This window comes from Citrobacter sp. Ce006 (assembly GCF_030336535.1).
Taxonomy (GTDB): domain Bacteria; phylum Pseudomonadota; class Gammaproteobacteria; order Enterobacterales; family Enterobacteriaceae; genus Citrobacter; species Citrobacter europaeus.
On record NZ_JAOWDO010000072.1, the window covers coordinates 572011 to 589965 of the forward strand.

Consider the following 17955-nt stretch of genomic DNA (forward strand, 5'->3'; position numbering starts at 1 on the left):
TTTATGATGATAATTGCTTTGGCGCGTGCACTGAAATAAACCGCGCCACCGCCGGGCCGGTTAATAAAATGCTGAACAGCCGCAGGGTTTGCATCGCCATGATCAACGCCATATCGGCGTGACTCCCTGCGGCAATCACCGCAACAGAATCCACCCCACCGGGACTGGTCGCCAGATAGGCGGTGAGAAAATCTATCTGCATGTAATGCGCCAGCCCCCAGGCCATAGCGGCGCAGATCGCCATCAGTGAAAAAATGGACAACAGGATCTGCGGTAAGGGGCGCAACGCCGTTAAGAAAATCTGCTTGTCAAAGCCAAGGCCGATTTGCCAGCCGATGGCCATATAAGCTATTGCCAGCAGCCATTCCGGCAGTTCAATCACCATCACACCGCCAGCGTTCAGCAACGCGCCCGCCAGCATGGGCAATAACATCACGCCGGAGGGGATACGCAGTAAGCGCCCGGCTACACCGGCAACGGCGGCCAGCGCCAGGGTACTGAACAGATTACCGCTCAGTGGCGGAAACCAGACGATTTGTTCACTGACCGCCTGCGCCTGATCGCCCATCATCAATCGGGTGACCAGCGCTGCTGCCCCGACCACCAACAGTACGCGCAGATACTGCATAAACGCCACCAGTCGGATGTCGGCGCCAAATTCCTGGGCCATCGCGACCATCGCTGCCGCGCCGCCAGGTGAAGAACCCCACGCGCCGGTGTTCCCCGGTAGATTACTGTAGCGCACCAGCAGCCAGCCGATTACCGCGCTGCTGATAAGGGTCGCCAGCAGGACAACAATCACCATCGGCCAGTGGGCCGCAAGGGTTGTGAAGATTGAACCGGTCAGATTTTGGGCAATCATACAGCCGAGAATCGCCTGCGCACCAAGAAATGTGCAGCGGGGAGGGTGCAGCGAAATGCCGCGCATACTGAAGATGATGCCGACGATCATCGAACCGAGCAGCAATGGTCCTGGAAGATGGATAAACAGAAAGAGCAGGGAAAGAAGGAGCGATAGCAGAAACAACAGGCTCCACTGCAAAACAGGCATCCCATGCTCCTGAGTGAAATGACGGAAATCTCAGTAAATCATAGAGAAAGCGCGATGAGAATAAAATAATGTGGATCAAGAAAAAACAGGTCGGATTCTGGCGTTACTGCCTTATCCGACCCGGGAGAATTAATAGCTGAAAGCCGGACAGGCGCAAGCGCCATCCGGCAGACAATTAACGCTTAATTGCAGATTTAAAATCGCGCTTGTCGTAGCCGGTGTACAGCTGACGCGGACGAGCGATTTTCATGCCGTCGGTGTGCATTTCGTTCCAGTGCGCAATCCAGCCAACGGTACGCGCCATGGCGAAGATAACGGTGAACATGGAGGACGGAATACCCATCGCTTTCAGGATGATGCCGGAGTAGAAGTCTACGTTCGGGTAGAGTTTCTTCTCGATGAAGTACGGGTCGTTGAGCGCAATGTGCTCAAGTTCCATCGCCACTTCCAGCAGATCGTCTTTGGTGCCCAATTCTTTCAGCACTTCGTGGCAGGTTTCACGCATGACGGTAGCGCGCGGGTCATAGTTTTTGTAAACACGGTGACCAAAGCCCATCAGGCGGAAGGAATCATTCTTGTCTTTCGCGCGGCGAACAAATTCCGGAATGTGTTTAACAGAGCTGATTTCTTCCAGCATTTTCAGCGCAGCTTCGTTTGCGCCGCCGTGTGCCGGTCCCCACAGGGAAGCAATACCGGCCGCGATGCAGGCAAACGGGTTAGCGCCAGAAGAGCCCGCGGTACGTACGGTAGAGGTTGAGGCGTTCTGTTCGTGGTCAGCGTGCAGGATTAAGATACGGTCCATTGCGCGTTCCAGAATCGGATTGACTTCGTATTTTTCGCACGGCGTGGAGAACATCATGTTCAGGAAGTTACCGGCGTAAGAGAGGTCATTACGCGGGTACACGAACGGCTGTCCAATGGAATATTTATAACACATTGCTGCCATGGTTGGCATTTTGGACAGCAGACGGAAAGCGGCGATTTCACGGTGACGCGGATTATTCACATCCAGCGAGTCGTGGTAGAACGCAGCCAGCGCCCCGGTAACACCGCACATAACGGCCATCGGGTGAGAGTCGCGGCGGAAACCGTGGAACAGACGGGTGATCTGCTCGTGGATCATGGTATGGCGAGTGACTGTGGTTTTGAACTCGTCGTACTCTTCCTGCGTCGGTTTTTCACCGTACAGCAGGATGTAACACACTTCCAGATAGTTAGACTCGGTCGCCAACTGATCAATCGGGAAGCCGCGATGCAACAAAATACCTTCGTCACCATCAATGAAAGTAATTTTGGATTCGCAGGATGCGGTAGAGGTGAAACCTGGGTCAAAAGTAAACATCCCTTTTGAGCCAAGGCTACGAATATCAATAACATCTTGACCGAGCGTACCTTTCAGCACATCCAGTTCAATAGCAGCGTCACCATTTAGAGTGAGTTTTGCTTTAGTATCAGCCATTTACGGTCTCCTTAGCGCCTTATTGCTTAAGACTGCCGGAACTTAAATCTGCCTTCGTACATCAATAAACCGTTACCAGTTTGTTATTTGGCTCGCCGCTCTGCGAAAGAGGGGATGACCTGGGTACAGAGCTATGGGCGCTTGCAGGTAAAACGGTCTTTTCATGGCGAATAAACTGCAAATCAAGAACTTAGCAATCCGAATTATTAAACCTGTCTATCACTAATAACTGTCCTGACGGTATTGGTCAATACTTCCACACTGTTACATAACTAAATCTCCGGTGAAAGAGTGACCCCATAACTTTTACGCATTATATGCTTTTTCTGGTGTCGTTTGTAACAACTTTGTTTAATGATTGTCAAATCAGATGATTAAAAATTAAAATAATGTTGTTATCGTGACCTATGTCACTGTTCGGGATAAAACCCGACAAACTATATGTAGGTTAATTGTAATGATTTTGTGAACGTCCTATACTGCCGCCAGGTCTCCGGAATACCCTGCAATCCCGAGCCAACCAGCGTTGTATCGTGTCGTTTTAGCATCTGGAAGCAGTGTTTTATATGACGCGTAGTTATAGTAAGGACGCTGTCTGACCCGCACGCAGACCGGAGGAAGGAAATCCCGTCGTCTTTCAGGCTACAGGTGTCTTCATCTTCTGTACCCGAAGTCCAAAGGGAATAATAAGAACAGCATGTGGGCGTTATTCATGATAAGAAATGTGAAAAAACAAAGACCTGTCAATCTGGATCTGCAAACGATCCGGTTCCCAATCACGGCGATAGCGTCCATTCTCCATCGCGTATCCGGAGTGATCACCTTCGTGGCGGTCGGGATTCTGTTGTGGTTATTGGGTACCAGCCTTTCCTCCCCTGAAGGTTTCCTCATCGCGTCATCCATTATGAATAACTTCTTTGTGGAGTTAATTCTGTGGGGGATCCTGATTGCGCTGGCATATCACGCCGTAATGGGCATTCGCCATCTGTTGATGGATTTTGGCTATATCGAAGAAACCCTCGAAGCAGGGACACGCTCCGCCAAAATTTGTTTCGTTATCATTGTCGTGCTTTCACTTCTCGCAGGAGTCCTCGTATGGTAAGCAACGCCTCCGCATTAGGACGCAACGGCGTACATGACTTCATTCTGGTCCGTGCTACCGCTATCGTTCTGACGTTATACATCATCTATATGGTCGGCTTCTTCGCCACCAGCGGCGAGCTGACGTTTGAAGTCTGGACCGGTTTCTTCTCATCGGCATTCACCAAAGTCTTCACCCTGCTGGCACTTTTCTCCATCTTGATTCATGCCTGGATCGGCATGTGGCAGGTGTTGACCGACTACGTTAAACCTCTGGCTGTGCGCCTGATTCTGCAACTGGCTATCGTCGTTGCGCTGGTGGTTTACGTCATTTATGGATTTGTTGTGGTGTGGGGTGTGTAATGAAACTGCCAGTCAGAGAATTTGATGCTGTTGTGATTGGTGCCGGCGGCGCAGGTATGCGCGCGGCGCTGCAAATTTCCCAGAGCGGTCAGACCTGTGCGCTGCTCTCCAAAGTGTTCCCAACCCGTTCCCATACCGTATCCGCGCAAGGTGGCATCACCGTTGCGCTCGGTAATACCCATGAAGATAACTGGGAATGGCACATGTACGACACCGTTAAAGGGTCGGACTACATTGGTGACCAGGACGCTATTGAATATATGTGTAAAACCGGTCCGGAAGCGATTCTGGAGCTGGACCACATGGGGCTGCCGTTCTCTCGCCTCGACAATGGCACAATTTATCAACGTCCGTTTGGCGGCCAGTCGAAGAACTTCGGCGGCGAGCAGGCGGCACGTACCGCGGCAGCGGCAGACCGTACCGGTCATGCGCTGTTGCACACGCTGTATCAGCAGAACCTGAAAAACCACACCACAATTTTCTCCGAGTGGTATGCGCTGGACCTGGTGAAAAACGCCGATGGCGCCGTTGTCGGTTGTACCGCGCTGTGTATCGAAACCGGTGAAGTGGTTTACTTCAAAGCCCGCGCAACCGTGCTGGCGACCGGCGGTGCTGGCCGTATTTATCAGTCCACCACCAATGCCCACATCAACACCGGTGACGGCGTGGGTATGGCTATCCGCGCTGGCGTGCCGGTGCAGGATATGGAGATGTGGCAGTTTCACCCAACCGGCATCGCCGGCGCAGGCGTTCTGGTAACAGAAGGCTGCCGTGGTGAAGGTGGCTACCTGCTGAACAAACACGGCGAGCGCTTTATGGAGCGTTATGCCCCGAACGCGAAAGACCTGGCGGGTCGTGACGTGGTGGCGCGTTCCATCATGATCGAAATCCGTGAAGGTCGCGGCTGCGACGGCCCGTGGGGTCCGCATGCCAAATTGAAACTCGACCACCTGGGTAAAGAAGTGCTGGAATCCCGTCTGCCGGGCATTCTCGAACTGTCTCGTACCTTTGCTCACGTTGACCCGGTCAAAGAGCCGATTCCGGTTATCCCAACCTGCCACTATATGATGGGCGGTATTCCGACCAAAGTGACTGGCCAGGCGCTGACTGTAAACGAACAGGGCGAAGATGTGGTGATCCCGGGGCTGTTTGCTGTCGGCGAAATCGCGTGCGTGTCGGTTCACGGCGCCAACCGTCTGGGCGGCAACTCGCTGCTGGACCTGGTGGTATTTGGTCGTGCGGTGGGGCTGCATCTGCAGGAATCTATCGCTGAGCAGGGTGACCTGCTGGATGCGACCGAAGATGAAATCGATGCTTCTCTGGCGCGTCTGAATCGCTGGAACGGTAACCGCAACGGTGAAGACCCGGTGGCAATTCGCAAAGCGCTGCAGGAATGTATGCAGCACAACTTCTCGGTATTCCGCGAAGGCGATGCGATGGCGAAAGGTCTGGAAGAGCTGAAAGCGATCCGCGAACGTCTGAAAAATGCCCGCCTGGACGATACCTCCAGCGAGTTCAACACCCAGCGCGTTGAGTGTCTGGAGCTGGATAACCTGATGGAGACCGCGTACGCCACTGCAGTATCTGCAAACTTCCGTACCGAAAGCCGTGGCGCGCATAGCCGCTTCGACTTCCCGGAACGTGATGATGAAAACTGGCTGTGCCATTCCCTGTACCTGCCAGAGTCGGAATCCATGACGCGACGTCAAGTCAATATGGAACCGAAGCTGCGCCCGGCATTCCCGCCGAAGATTCGTACTTATTAATGCGGAGACAGGACAATGAAACTCGAGTTTTCAGTTTATCGCTATAACCCGGATGTTGACGACGCTCCGCACATGCAGGATTACACCCTGGAGGCAGAAGAAGGGCGCGACATGATGCTGCTGGATGCATTGATGCAGCTGAAAGAAAAAGATCCGTCGCTGTCGTTTCGTCGCTCCTGCCGTGAAGGGGTTTGTGGCTCCGACGGTCTGAACATGAACGGCAAAAATGGACTGGCCTGTATCACACCTATTTCTGCGCTGAATCAGCCGGGCAAGAAAATTGTCATTCGCCCGCTGCCAGGTTTACCGGTTGTGCGCGATTTGGTGGTAGACATGGGGCAATTCTACGCACAGTATGAGAAGATTAAGCCTTACTTGTTGAATAATGGGAAAAATCCGCCGGCTCGTGAGCATTTACAAATGCCTGAGCAGCGTGAGAAGCTCGATGGGCTGTATGAATGTATTTTGTGTGCATGCTGCTCAACGTCCTGCCCATCATTCTGGTGGAACCCGGACAAGTTTATTGGCCCGGCAGGCCTGCTGGCAGCGTATCGCTTCTTAATTGATAGCCGCGATACCGAGACCGACAGCCGCCTGGAAGGTTTAAGTGACGCTTTCAGCGTATTCCGCTGCCATAGCATCATGAACTGCGTCAGCGTATGTCCGAAAGGGCTGAACCCGACGCGCGCCATCGGCCATATTAAGTCGATGCTGCTCAAACGTAGTGCGTAAGTTGTTGTAGTGGTTGCCGGATGGCGACGTAGCGTCTTATCCGGCCTACAGGTGAAATCCCGTAGGCCTGATAAGCTAAGCGCCATCAGGCAATATAAGTGCAGGAAACCTCTAAAAACTGCCTCTTATCTCTGACAGTTTTTAAAGGTTCCTTCGCGAGCCAAAGAAAAAGAGCTCGCAAGTGAACCCCGGCACGCACATCGGTGTGCGTGGTAGTATCCACGGCGAAATACTCGTCATAGATCACGTTGCATGTGCGTTGGCTGCACTTGCTCACCCCGGTCACTTACTGGATGTAAGCTCCCGGGGATTCGCAAGCTTGCCGCCTTCCTGAAACGTGATCTATTTAGAGTATTAAATAAGCAGAAAAGATGCTTAAGGGATCACGATGCAGAACAGCGCTTTGAAAGCCTGGTTGGACTCTTCTTACCTCTCTGGTTCTAACCAGAGCTGGATAGAACAGCTCTATGAAGACTTCTTAACCGACCCTGACTCGGTAGATGCTAACTGGCGTTCGACGTTCCAGCAGTTACCTGGTACCGGAGTCAAACCGGATCAACTCCACTCAAAAACACGTGATTATTTCCGTCGACAGGCGTTGATTACCCCACGTTACTCTTCTTCTATTTCCGACCCTGATGCCAATGTGAAGCAGGTTAAAGTCCTGCAGCTCATTAACGCCTATCGTTTCCGCGGTCATCAGCATGCGAATCTCGATCCGCTGGGACTGTGGCAACAAGAAAATGTGGCCGATCTGGACCCGTCTTTCCACGATCTGACCGATGCGGATTTCCAGGAAAGCTTTAACGTAGGTTCTTTTGCCGGCGGCAAAGACACGATGAAGCTGAGCGACCTGGTTGTCGCGCTGAAACAAACCTACTGCGGCCCGATTGGCGCCGAGTATATGCACATCACCAGCACCGAAGAAAAACGCTGGCTTCAGCAGCGTATCGAGTCTGGCCGTGCCGCGTTCAGTAGTGAAGAGAAAAAACGCTTCCTTAGCGAATTGACCGCAGCAGAAGGTCTGGAACGCTACCTGGGCGCTAAGTTCCCGGGCGCAAAACGCTTCTCGCTGGAAGGCGGTGATGCGTTAATCCCAATGCTCAAAGAGATGATCCGCCACGCTGGTAACAGCGGTACCCGTGAAGTGGTGCTGGGCATGGCGCACCGTGGTCGTCTGAACGTGCTGGTTAACGTGCTGGGCAAACGCCCGCAGGAACTGTTCGACGAATTTGCGGGCAAACATAAAGAACACCTCGGCACTGGCGACGTGAAGTACCACATGGGCTTCTCATCGGATATCGAAACCGAAGGCGGTCTGGTGCATTTGGCGCTGGCGTTTAACCCATCGCACCTGGAAATCGTTAGCCCGGTGGTTATCGGTTCCGTACGCGCACGTCTGGACAGGCTGGACGAGCCGAGCAGCAATAAAGTCCTGCCAATCACCATTCACGGTGACGCGGCAGTTACCGGGCAGGGCGTAGTTCAGGAAACCCTGAACATGTCGAAAGCGCGTGGTTACGAAGTGGGCGGTACCGTTCGCATCGTCATCAACAACCAGGTGGGCTTTACTACCTCTAACCCGCTGGATGCGCGTTCCACACCATACTGCACCGACATCGGTAAGATGGTTCAGGCGCCGATTTTCCACGTCAACGCGGATGACCCGGAAGCGGTCGCTTTCGTGACGCGTCTGGCGCTGGATTTCCGTAATACCTTTAAACGCGATGTCTTCATCGATCTGGTGTGCTACCGCCGTCACGGCCACAACGAAGCTGACGAGCCGAGCGCAACCCAGCCGCTGATGTATCAGAAAATCAAAAAGCATCCGACCCCGCGTAAAATCTACGCTGACAAGCTGGAAGCGGACAACGTCGCCACGCTGGAAGATGCGACCGAAATGGTCAATCTGTACCGTGACGCGCTGGATGCTGGTGAATGCGTGGTGAAAGAGTGGCGTCCAATGAATATGCACTCCTTCACCTGGTCGCCGTACCTCAACCATGAGTGGGATGAAAACTACCCGAACAAAGTTGAGATGAAGCGTCTGCAGGAGCTGGCAAAACGCATCAGCACCGTGCCTGAAGCGGTTGAAATGCAGTCGCGTGTTGCCAAAATTTACGGCGACCGTCAGGCCATGGCCGCAGGCGAGAAGCTGTTCGACTGGGGCGGCGCAGAGAATCTGGCCTACGCCACGCTGGTCGACGAAGGCATTCCGGTTCGTCTGTCGGGTGAAGATTCCGGTCGCGGAACCTTCTTCCACCGTCACGCGGTGATTCACAACCAGGCGAACGGTTCAACCTACACGCCGCTGCAGCATGTGCATAACGGACAGGGCACGTTCCGCGTATGGGACTCAGTACTGTCTGAAGAAGCCGTGTTAGCGTTCGAGTACGGTTATGCCACCGCAGAACCGCGTACGCTGACCATCTGGGAAGCGCAGTTTGGCGACTTCGCCAACGGTGCGCAGGTGGTTATCGACCAGTTCATCTCTTCCGGCGAGCAGAAATGGGGCCGTATGTGTGGTCTGGTTATGCTGCTGCCGCACGGCTATGAAGGTCAGGGTCCGGAGCACTCCTCCGCGCGTCTGGAACGTTATCTGCAACTTTGCGCTGAGCAAAACATGCAGGTTTGCGTCCCGTCTACCCCTGCACAGGTTTACCACATGTTGCGTCGTCAGGCGCTGCGCGGTATGCGCCGTCCGCTGGTGGTGATGTCACCGAAGTCGCTGCTGCGTCATCCGCTGGCGGTGTCTACGCTGGACGAACTGGCAAATGGCGCCTTCCTGCCAGCCATTGGCGAAGTCGATGAACTTGACCCTAAAGGCGTGAAGCGTGTCGTGATGTGTTCTGGTAAGGTTTATTACGACCTGCTGGAGCAACGCCGCAAAAACGACCAAAAAGATGTCGCCATTGTGCGCATCGAACAGCTCTATCCGTTCCCGCATAAAGCGGTGCAGGAAGCGCTGAAACCGTTTGCTCATGTACATGATTTTGTCTGGTGCCAGGAAGAGCCGCTCAACCAGGGCGCATGGTACTGCAGCCAGCATCATTTCCGTGAAGTAATTCCATTTGGGTCAGCTCTGCGTTATGCAGGTCGCCCGGCCTCTGCCTCTCCGGCAGTAGGATATATGTCTGTTCACCAGAAGCAGCAGCAAGATCTGGTTAATGACGCGCTGAACGTCGATTAAATAAAGGATAAATAATGAGTAGCGTAGATATTCTTGTTCCCGACCTGCCTGAATCCGTAGCGGATGCAACGGTTGCAACCTGGCACAAAAAACCGGGCGATGCAGTACGTCGTGATGAAGTACTGGTAGAAATCGAAACTGACAAAGTGGTACTGGAAGTACCGGCATCAGCGGACGGTATTCTTGATGCGGTTCTGGAAGATGAAGGGACGACCGTCACTTCTCGCCAGATCCTCGGTCGCCTGCGTGAAGGCAACAGCACCGGTAAAGAGACCAGTGCCAAGTCTGAAGAAAAAGATTCTACCCCGGCGCAGCGCCAGCAGGCATCTCTTGCTGAGCAGAATAACGATGCCCTGAGCCCGGCGATCCGTCGCCTGCTGGGTGAGCATAACCTCGAAGCCAGCGCTATCAACGGCACCGGCGTTGGCGGTCGTATCACCCGTGAAGATGTTGAAAAACATCTGGCCAAAGCTCCGGCTGCGAAAGCAGAAGCAAAAGCACCGGCAGCAGCACCAGCCGCACAGCCTGCGCTGGGCGCTCGTGGTGAAAAACGTGTTCCGATGACCCGTCTGCGCAAACGCGTAGCCGAGCGTCTGCTGGAAGCGAAAAACTCCACCGCCATGCTGACCACGTTCAACGAAGTCAACATGAAGCCAATCATGGATCTGCGTAAGCAGTACGGCGACGCGTTCGAAAAACGCCACGGTATCCGTCTGGGCTTTATGTCTTTCTACGTGAAAGCGGTCGTTGAAGCGCTGAAACGCTATCCGGAAGTGAACGCGTCCATCGACGGCGATGACGTGGTTTACCACAACTACTTTGATGTCAGCATGGCGGTTTCCACGCCGCGTGGCCTGGTCACGCCGGTCCTGCGTGATGTGGATCTGCTGGGTATGGCTGATATCGAGAAAAATATCAAAGAACTGGCAGTTAAAGGTCGCGACGGCAAGCTGACGGTCGAAGATCTGACGGGCGGTAACTTCACCATCACTAACGGTGGCGTGTTCGGTTCCCTGATGTCTACGCCGATCATCAACCCACCGCAGAGCGCCATCCTGGGTATGCATGCCATCAAAGATCGTCCGATGGCCGTAGACGGCAAGGTTGAAATCCTGCCGATGATGTATCTGGCGCTGTCTTATGACCACCGTCTGATCGATGGTCGTGAGTCAGTGGGCTTCCTGGTAACCATTAAAGAGTTGCTGGAAGATCCAACGCGTCTGCTGCTGGACGTGTAGTTAATAAGAGTATCACCTGCCCCGTAGGTCTGGACGCTTTTCAGGCCTACGGGTAAAAGATAACGATTACCTGAAGGATGGACAGAACACATGAACTTACATGAATATCAGGCAAAACAACTTTTTGCCCGCTATGGCTTACCGGCACCGGTGGGTTATGCCTGTACTACTCCGCGTGAAGCCGAAGAAGCTGCATCAAAAATTGGCGCAGGCCCGTGGGTAGTGAAATGTCAGGTTCACGCTGGTGGCCGTGGTAAAGCGGGCGGTGTGAAGGTGGTAAACAGCAAAGAAGACATTCGCGCTTTTGCTGAGCACTGGCTGGGTAAACGTCTGGTTACTTACCAGACAGACGCCCATGGTCAACCGGTAAATCAGATTCTGGTTGAAGCCGCGACCGACATTGGTAAAGAACTCTACCTCGGCGCAGTTGTTGACCGTAGCTCCCGTCGCGTGGTCTTCATGGCCTCCACCGAAGGCGGCGTGGAAATCGAAAAAGTGGCGGAAGAAACCCCGCACCTGATCCACAAAGTGGCGCTCGATCCGCTGGCAGGTCCGATGCCTTACCAGGGCCGTGAGCTGGCGTTCAAACTGGGCCTGGAAGGTAAACAGGTTCAGCAGTTCACCAAGATCTTCATGGGTCTGGCGACTATCTTCCTGGAGCGCGACCTGGCGCTGATCGAAATTAACCCGCTGGTAGTGACCAAACAGGGTGACCTGATTTGCCTCGACGGCAAACTGGGCGCTGACGGCAACGCGCTGTTCCGCCAGGCTGACCTGCGTGAAATGCGCGACCAGTCTCAGGAAGATCCGCGTGAAGCGCAGGCTGCACAGTGGGAACTGAACTACGTCGCACTGGACGGCAACATCGGTTGTATGGTTAACGGCGCGGGCCTTGCAATGGGCACCATGGACATCGTTAAGCTGCACGGCGGCGAACCGGCTAACTTCCTCGACGTGGGCGGCGGCGCGACCAAAGAGCGTGTAACCGAAGCGTTCAAAATTATTCTCTCTGACGACAATGTTAAAGCCGTACTGGTTAACATCTTCGGCGGTATCGTACGTTGCGACCTGATCGCTGACGGTATCATTGGCGCGGTAGCAGAAGTGGGCGTTAACGTTCCGGTCGTGGTCCGTCTGGAAGGTAACAACGCTGAACTCGGCGCGAAAAAACTGGCTGATAGCGGCCTGAATATTATTGCAGCGAAAAGTCTGACGGATGCAGCTCAGCAGGTTGTTGCCGCAGTGGAGGGGAAATAATGTCAGTTTTAATTAATAAAGATACCAAGGTTATCTGCCAGGGCTTCACCGGTAGCCAGGGGACATTCCACTCTGAACAAGCGATTGCTTACGGAACACAAATGGTCGGCGGTGTTACGCCTGGCAAAGGCGGCACCACGCACCTGGGGCTGCCGGTGTTTAACACCGTACGTGAAGCGGTAGAAGCGACCGGCGCCACCGCCACCGTTATCTACGTTCCGGCACCGTTCTGCAAAGACTCCATTCTGGAAGCGATTGATGCAGGCATCAAACTGATCATCACCATCACCGAAGGCATCCCGACGCTGGATATGCTGACCGTGAAAGTGAAGCTCGATGAAGCCGGCGTGCGCATGATCGGCCCGAACTGCCCAGGCGTTATCACCCCGGGCGAATGCAAAATCGGCATCATGCCGGGCCATATTCATAAGCCGGGTAAAGTGGGCATCGTTTCCCGTTCCGGTACGCTGACCTATGAAGCGGTTAAGCAGACCACCGACTACGGTTTCGGCCAGTCTACCTGTGTGGGCATCGGCGGCGACCCGATCCCTGGCTCTAACTTCATCGACATCCTGAAGCTGTTCCAGGAAGATCCGCAGACTGAAGCGATCGTCATGATCGGTGAGATCGGCGGCAGCGCGGAAGAAGAAGCGGCGGCTTATATCAAAGATCACGTGACCAAGCCGGTTGTGGGCTACATCGCTGGCGTTACCGCGCCGAAAGGCAAACGTATGGGCCACGCGGGGGCAATCATCGCAGGTGGTAAAGGTACGGCGGATGAGAAATTTGCTGCGCTGGAAGCCGCAGGCGTGAAAACTGTTCGTAGCCTGGCCGATATCGGCGAAGCGCTGAAAACCGTTATTAAGTAAGAACTAAAAAAAACAGCCCTGACTCTCTGCATAGTCAAGGGCTGGTCCCGTTTCGACATGGTTGGCCATCTGATGATGGCCTTTTTTTTGCCCGTAACTCAGCTTTCCGCCAGCGCCTTCAGCCAGCGAATGCCGCTTTCCGGTGAGGTCATTACCGGTACCGGCGGGGCAGGGAGCTGCCGTAACACCCGCGCCATCGAGGCCTGCGCCAGCATCACGACATCCGCCTGGCTAAAGGCGCTCTGTAATCCTTCACTGACGATACGGTCATGGGTGTCCATATCTCCCGCTAACAGCGCATGGAAGGCGTCTTCCATTAATATCGGCGTGATAGTGCGCTGCTGACCGCTCTGTTGGACTTTGCGCTGCACGTAATCCAGCGTCGGCTTCAGCGTGGTGGCGACGGTAGCCAGCACGGCGATCCGCTCGCCTTTTTCAATCGCCTCTTCCACCATCGCGCAGTCAATGCGCGCGAGCTGGAGTGGGGTCATAAACTGGCATTGTTCCACCGCAGTACCAATTGAGGAACAGGCGGTAATAAAGATATCGCAGTCCGCCTTTTCAGCAATATGCACATAGTCGGCGATACGAGCGGCAATATCTGGCGTCACGCCCTGGGCCTTCATTACCTGCTTGATCATGGATTCTTCAACCAGGTGCATAACTTCCACGTCCGGCATAATGTCGGCGATCAGTTGTTGCATCATCGCAAGCGTGGCTGCACTGGTATGCAGCATGGCGACTTTTTTCATTGGGCAATCTCCTTGAGTAACGTTTCCGCGACGGCCAGCGCCGCATCATGATCTTCCTGTGCGGATAAACCGCCTACCGCGACGGCTCCGAGGCATTTCCCCTGGTGCAGAATCGGGATCCCGCCCGGCAGCGCTGTAAAACGCGGGTCGGCAAAATAGCCAATATCCAGTTGCTCTTTCTGCAGACGCTGTAAAAATGCCTGCGTGGTGCAGCCCAGGCGGCTACTGGTGCGCGCTTTACGCTGGGTTAACTCGATGGTTAACAGTTTGGCGTTATCCATCCGCGCAAAGCTAAGCAGTTCTCCATTGGTATCGCATACGGCGACGCTTAATGGGCGATTTGCGTAACATGTTTCGGCGAGCTCTAGCGCACAGGTTACGGCGCGCAGGGCGTGTCCCAGAGTGAGAGTTTTCATCGTGATTATCCTTTCGACAGATTTTCGCAAGCGGGTTGAACGGGATCTTTGGCTGCAGCTGCCTGCGCCTGTCTGGCGTCTTTTTTGCGCCAGTAGTTGGCGAGCAGCGAGCCGCTAACGTTGCCCAGCGGTGTCATCACCGCTGATGCGAGGCCAACAGTTGCCAGTTTGCCCATCGCCGCGGCAAGCCCGGACGCCATACCGCCGTTTTGCAGTCCGACTTCAAAGGCCACGGTACGGGCAGACTGCACGTCCATGCGGAAGATCCAGCGGCTCATCAGATAGCCAATCAGGAAACCACCGAGGTTGTGCATCAACATGGCGAAGCAGAGCAGGAAGCCGACCTGTACCAGGTTGTCGCGTCCGGCTGCGGCTGCGGTGGTGGTAAAGAAAATGATCCCCATCATTGAGATGGTTGGCATGACCTTCTTCACGCCCGCCACGCGGCCATACAGCCAGTTGTAGAACAATGCCCAGACGAGACCGCCTGCCACGAAGTTGAGGACTACCGCGTACATCTGCGCTTCGGCGCTGGCGTGACCAAACAGCGCGTCCCAGCCGCCGGCAATCATATACAGCAGCCAAAGTGCGCCGATCCCGGCAAGCACCTGCACAACACGGCGACCGCGTACGCCTGCATAGGTTTTCAGATAGTCATGCAGAATTGCCGCGCCGATGGGAATTAATACGATTTTCACCACGTCCATCACCATCGCGGTGAGCTGGATATCGATCATCGAACCCGCCAGCAGATTAACCCACAGCGGCGTCATCACCGTTGCCGCCAGCGTTGAGACGGCGGCGATTGACACCGCCAGCGCGAGGTTGGCGTTGGCGATGTAAACCATCACCGTCGACGAGAGACCGCTGGGGCAAGCGCCAATCAATAAAATGCCTACCGCGACTTCAGGCGGAAAATTGAATACCAGAGTGATGGTCAGGCCGAGCAGGGGCATGATCACGAAATGGCAGAAGGTACCGATAAACACGGCCCACGGCATTTTGGCGACATCAATAAAATCCTGGATCGTTAGCTTAGTGCCCATGCTGAACATGGTGGCCTGAATCACGAGGAACACGATCCATTTATGGGTGATATTGAAACCGCCCCAGACGATCAGATCCGTAGACCAGGTCATGGCGGCAACAAAACCGGCGATGATCCACAGCGTAAACTGATAGCTGCGTAAACCAGGCCAGTAGCCTGCACCGGCGGCGAATCCGGCGGTGAACATCACCAGCCCCGGCTGCCACAGGGCCGCGGACTGGATGAGTGCGCCGATAATCGCCAGCGCCGCGCCCGCAACGCTGACGCCGAGTCCGGTTTTGTGAATAACAGTGGTCATAGTCATGTTGAAATGTCCTTGCTGTTGTTATTGCTGCCGGGGAGGAATAGATAACATGCGCCGCGCAATTTCCGGTGTGGCGACTTTTTTATCCATACTCTGAATGAGCGTAGCGAGTTTGGCGACCTGCTGATAATTATGCTGCGCTTTTTCTTCGGTGCTTAAATAATAACTATCTTCAAAGCCGATTCGCACTTCACTGGCCCCCATAGCGACGGCAGCAGCGATAATATCGAAATTCTTTCTGCCAAAATGGTTAATTCCCCATAAGGCGTCGCGTGGGATCATGCTACGCAAAGCAATTAATGCGTCAACGGTAGCAGGCGTACTGCCGCGGTGACCGAGAACGATATTAAAGAGCATGGGTTTTTGAAATTTTATTTTATCTTCAAGCATCAGGATGTTATTAATCATGCCGATTTCAAAAACTTCAAACTCTGGAATAATATGGCGTTCGGTTATTTGCCGGGAACAATATTCCACATCCGGAGCGGGATTAAAGTACACCGCATCACCAAGGTTGACGGAACCGACGTTCAGCGAAGCCATTTCCACGCCGGGGCAGTCCAGTGGCGCGCAGCGTTCGGCGATGGACATTGAAGAGACGCCGCCGGTAGAAGCCTGAATAATCAGGTCCGAATGGCGCATTACGCGGTCGATGGTTGCCTGAAAGTCGGTAGTATCTGGTGTCAGGCGTCCTTGTTTATCGCGAACGTGTAAATGCACGATGGACGCGCCATGTTCTACGCTGGCGAGTATTTCCTGCGCCAGTTCTTCGGGTATAACTCTGGGGCAATCCGCGGCAACAGGTGCCAGCGAAATAATAACAGTATCCGACATTTTTTCCTCCGGTACAGAGATATTAAAATTATAGGTAAGGCGTCATCCAGTTTAATGAGTCGGGCCCTGATGTTGACGGTTGATATTCACAGCCAATCCAGTCCTGGTAATTCATTTTTCTTATAAAATCAAATAACCATGTTTCATTTAATTCCCCGGTTCCCGGTTCATGACGATAAGGAACAGAAGCGATTTGAAAATGTTTAATAAGGGTAAAATAGCGTTCGATATTTTTCGCCACGTTGTCATGAATTTTCTGACAGTGGTAAATATCAAACTGTAAGCCGATATTTTTCCTGGCAACTTCGTGAATAATTGACTCGGCCAGAGGAAAGCTGTCAATAAAATAACCGGGCATATCCTGTGAATTTAATGGTTCAATCAGTACATCGATTTCCGCGTCTGCCATCACATCGCAGGCGATGCGCAGCCGGTTCGTCAGGAGATCGCGCTGGGCGTGTAGCGTCAGGTCGTCGCAGCGCAAGCCGGCCATAACGTGAACCCGGCGACAGCCCAGCGCCGTGGCATAATCGCGCGCCACGTTCAGGCTATGGCGAAATTCTTTGTCTCGATCGGGCTGTGCGGCCAGCCCTCGTTCACCTTGCGCCCAGTTGCCAGCCGGGGCGTTCATCAGCACCACCGGCAGGGATGTTTCCCGCTGAGCGGCTCGCAAATGCTCCAGCGGCTGCTGCCAGAGAAACAGCCCTTCTACGCCGCGAAAACCGGCCGCCTGCGCCGCCGCAAATCGCGCCGCTATCGGTAAATCTGTAAACAACCAGTCTAGATTAGCCGCTAACTTCAGCATGGCGCGCACCCTCCCGGCCATCAACCAGATGCAGCTTAACGCCCTGACTGGCAATAGTTTGCTGAGCGTTTTCCGGTAACCGGTTATCAGAAATAATGTCGGTCAACTGCTGCAGACCGCAGATGTGAAACATGCCGTATTTGCCAAACTTACTGCTGTCGCAGACCAACACCCGACGCCGGGAGACGGTGAGCACCGCTTCTTTGACCGAGGCTTTCCCTTCACTCGGTGTCGACATACCGCGTTCGGTATCCCATGACGAGGAGCTCAGAAACGCCACGTCAATATTAATGGTACGCAGAAAACTGGCGGCGCTTTTTCCAAGACATGAGCGGTTACGTTGATCCACCAGACCGCCGGTGTGATAGAGCGTAATGTGCGGCATATCCATCAAATAGTGGCTGATGGAAAAATCGTTGGTGACTACCGTCAGATTGAAACAGTGGCTGGCGGCGACCGCTTTCGCCACTTCAAACAACGACGTTCCGGCATCCAGATACAGCGTTTGTCCGGGCTCAATGAGCATTGCGGCAAGCTGGCCCATTTTGCGCTTCACGTCATGATTCAACTCGGCTTTTTCCCGCCATGGCAGTTCCGATTTCAACAGGTTGTTGAGCTTCACACCGCCGTTAATGGCGATAACTTTGCCTTCTTCTTCCAGCAATTGAATGTCGCGGCGCACGGTCATATGCGACACGCTCATCAAATCTGCCAGTTCATTAAATGAGGCGGCATTTTTTTCGTGCACGTAGCGGTAGATAAAATCACGTCGTTGCTCGGGGATCATCATC

At 54.0% G+C, this 17955-nt stretch carries 17 protein-coding genes; 8 read left to right on the forward strand and 9 right to left on the reverse strand.

Annotated features, from left to right (window positions below; genetic code table 11):
• Position 1 precedes the first annotated feature (1 nt).
• The 3 genes from OGV94_RS17030 to OGV94_RS25235 form a co-directional block, all read right to left on the reverse strand.
• On the reverse strand, positions 2-1051 hold the full coding sequence (locus tag OGV94_RS17030; RefSeq protein ID WP_087053010.1) for an AbrB family transcriptional regulator: 1050 nt from the start codon (positions 1049-1051) through the stop codon (positions 2-4).
• A 175-nt stretch (positions 1052-1226) separates the two neighbouring features.
• Entirely contained in the window at positions 1227-2510 is a 1284-nt protein-coding gene (locus OGV94_RS17035) for a citrate synthase (protein WP_087053009.1), read from the reverse strand.
• A gap of 206 nt (positions 2511-2716) precedes the next feature.
• Positions 2717-2770, reverse strand: a complete 54-nt coding sequence (locus tag OGV94_RS25235; protein ID WP_418135082.1) for a hypothetical protein — start codon at positions 2768-2770, stop codon at positions 2717-2719.
• 437 nt (positions 2771-3207) lie between these two features.
• Between OGV94_RS25235 and sdhC the strand changes: the two genes are divergently transcribed.
• The 8 genes from sdhC (at position 3208) to sucD (ending at position 13005) form a co-directional block, all read left to right on the forward strand.
• On the forward strand, positions 3208-3612 hold the full coding sequence (gene sdhC / locus OGV94_RS17040) for a succinate dehydrogenase cytochrome b556 subunit (protein WP_047412583.1): 405 nt from the start codon (positions 3208-3210) through the stop codon (positions 3610-3612).
• Positions 3606-3953 (forward strand): succinate dehydrogenase membrane anchor subunit, encoded by a 348-nt coding sequence (gene sdhD, locus OGV94_RS17045; RefSeq protein ID WP_005122550.1) that lies wholly within the window; start codon positions 3606-3608, stop codon positions 3951-3953. Before sdhC ends, sdhD begins: the two co-directional genes overlap by 7 nt.
• Positions 3953-5719 (forward strand): succinate dehydrogenase flavoprotein subunit, encoded by a 1767-nt coding sequence (sdhA, locus tag OGV94_RS17050; protein ID WP_003831409.1) that lies wholly within the window; start codon positions 3953-3955, stop codon positions 5717-5719. Before sdhD ends, sdhA begins: the two co-directional genes overlap by 1 nt.
• Before the next feature lie 15 nt (positions 5720-5734).
• Complete coding sequence (gene sdhB / locus OGV94_RS17055) at positions 5735-6451, forward strand: succinate dehydrogenase iron-sulfur subunit SdhB (RefSeq protein ID WP_032948848.1); 717 nt, start codon at positions 5735-5737, stop codon at positions 6449-6451.
• Between the two features lie 388 nt (positions 6452-6839).
• Positions 6840-9641, forward strand: a complete 2802-nt coding sequence (gene sucA, locus OGV94_RS17060; RefSeq protein WP_043015623.1) for a 2-oxoglutarate dehydrogenase E1 component — start codon at positions 6840-6842, stop codon at positions 9639-9641.
• 14 nt (positions 9642-9655) lie between these two features.
• On the forward strand, positions 9656-10879 hold the full coding sequence (gene odhB, locus OGV94_RS17065) for a 2-oxoglutarate dehydrogenase complex dihydrolipoyllysine-residue succinyltransferase (protein WP_043015624.1): 1224 nt from the start codon (positions 9656-9658) through the stop codon (positions 10877-10879).
• A 90-nt stretch (positions 10880-10969) separates the two neighbouring features.
• A complete protein-coding gene (sucC, locus tag OGV94_RS17070) occupies positions 10970-12136 on the forward strand; it encodes an ADP-forming succinate--CoA ligase subunit beta (RefSeq protein WP_003022927.1) in 1167 nt (388 codons plus the stop codon).
• Positions 12136-13005: a succinate--CoA ligase subunit alpha gene (gene sucD / locus OGV94_RS17075; RefSeq protein WP_003022929.1), complete on the forward strand. Its 870-nt coding sequence runs from the start codon at positions 12136-12138 to the stop codon at positions 13003-13005. The genes sucC and sucD overlap by 1 nt, the downstream gene beginning before the upstream one ends.
• A 98-nt stretch (positions 13006-13103) precedes the next feature.
• On the opposite strand, the gene OGV94_RS17080 is transcribed toward sucD, so the two are convergent.
• From OGV94_RS17080 to OGV94_RS17105, 6 genes are read right to left on the reverse strand one after another with little or no spacing between them, the layout of a single operon-like run.
• Positions 13104-13757 carry an aspartate/glutamate racemase family protein gene (locus OGV94_RS17080; protein ID WP_043015625.1) on the reverse strand — a complete coding sequence of 218 codons (654 nt, stop codon included), beginning with the start codon at positions 13755-13757 and terminating at the stop codon, positions 13104-13106.
• Entirely contained in the window at positions 13754-14173 is a 420-nt protein-coding gene (locus OGV94_RS17085; RefSeq protein ID WP_043015626.1) for a GlcG/HbpS family heme-binding protein, read from the reverse strand. The genes OGV94_RS17080 and OGV94_RS17085 overlap by 4 nt, the downstream gene beginning before the upstream one ends.
• A 5-nt stretch (positions 14174-14178) precedes the next feature.
• Positions 14179-15525: a bile acid:sodium symporter family protein gene (locus OGV94_RS17090; protein WP_043015627.1), complete on the reverse strand. Its 1347-nt coding sequence runs from the start codon at positions 15523-15525 to the stop codon at positions 14179-14181.
• A 21-nt stretch (positions 15526-15546) separates the two neighbouring features.
• Entirely contained in the window at positions 15547-16359 is an 813-nt protein-coding gene (locus tag OGV94_RS17095; RefSeq protein WP_286523850.1) for a beta-keto acid cleavage family enzyme, read from the reverse strand.
• 28 nt (positions 16360-16387) lie between these two features.
• On the reverse strand, positions 16388-17164 hold the full coding sequence (locus tag OGV94_RS17100) for a hydroxypyruvate isomerase family protein (RefSeq protein ID WP_286523852.1): 777 nt from the start codon (positions 17162-17164) through the stop codon (positions 16388-16390).
• Positions 17145-17954, reverse strand: coding sequence for a DeoR/GlpR family DNA-binding transcription regulator (locus tag OGV94_RS17105; protein WP_170928037.1), 810 nt, complete (start codon positions 17952-17954; stop codon positions 17145-17147). Before OGV94_RS17105 ends, OGV94_RS17100 begins: the two co-directional genes overlap by 20 nt.
• Position 17955 lies beyond the last annotated feature (1 nt).

Coding starts and splice junctions, on each gene's coding strand:
- OGV94_RS17030 (WP_087053010.1), bottom strand. CDS start 1,051: ATGCCTGTTTTGCAGTGGAGCCTGTTGTTTCTGCTATCGCTCCTTCTT.
- OGV94_RS17035 (WP_087053009.1), bottom strand. CDS start 2,510: ATGGCTGATACTAAAGCAAAACTCACTCTAAATGGTGACGCTGCTATT.
- sdhC (WP_047412583.1), top strand. CDS start 3,208: ATGTGGGCGTTATTCATGATAAGAAATGTGAAAAAACAAAGACCTGTC.
- sdhD (WP_005122550.1), top strand. CDS start 3,606: ATGGTAAGCAACGCCTCCGCATTAGGACGCAACGGCGTACATGACTTC.
- sdhA (WP_003831409.1), top strand. CDS start 3,953: ATGAAACTGCCAGTCAGAGAATTTGATGCTGTTGTGATTGGTGCCGGC.
- sdhB (WP_032948848.1), top strand. CDS start 5,735: ATGAAACTCGAGTTTTCAGTTTATCGCTATAACCCGGATGTTGACGAC.
- sucA (WP_043015623.1), top strand. CDS start 6,840: ATGCAGAACAGCGCTTTGAAAGCCTGGTTGGACTCTTCTTACCTCTCT.
- odhB (WP_043015624.1), top strand. CDS start 9,656: ATGAGTAGCGTAGATATTCTTGTTCCCGACCTGCCTGAATCCGTAGCG.
- sucC (WP_003022927.1), top strand. CDS start 10,970: ATGAACTTACATGAATATCAGGCAAAACAACTTTTTGCCCGCTATGGC.
- sucD (WP_003022929.1), top strand. CDS start 12,136: ATGTCAGTTTTAATTAATAAAGATACCAAGGTTATCTGCCAGGGCTTC.
- OGV94_RS17080 (WP_043015625.1), bottom strand. CDS start 13,757: ATGAAAAAAGTCGCCATGCTGCATACCAGTGCAGCCACGCTTGCGATG.
- OGV94_RS17085 (WP_043015626.1), bottom strand. CDS start 14,173: ATGAAAACTCTCACTCTGGGACACGCCCTGCGCGCCGTAACCTGTGCG.
- OGV94_RS17090 (WP_043015627.1), bottom strand. CDS start 15,525: ATGACTATGACCACTGTTATTCACAAAACCGGACTCGGCGTCAGCGTT.
- OGV94_RS17095 (WP_286523850.1), bottom strand. CDS start 16,359: ATGTCGGATACTGTTATTATTTCGCTGGCACCTGTTGCCGCGGATTGC.
- OGV94_RS17100 (WP_286523852.1), bottom strand. CDS start 17,164: ATGCTGAAGTTAGCGGCTAATCTAGACTGGTTGTTTACAGATTTACCG.
- OGV94_RS17105 (WP_170928037.1), bottom strand. CDS start 17,954: ATGATGATCCCCGAGCAACGACGTGATTTTATCTACCGCTACGTGCAC.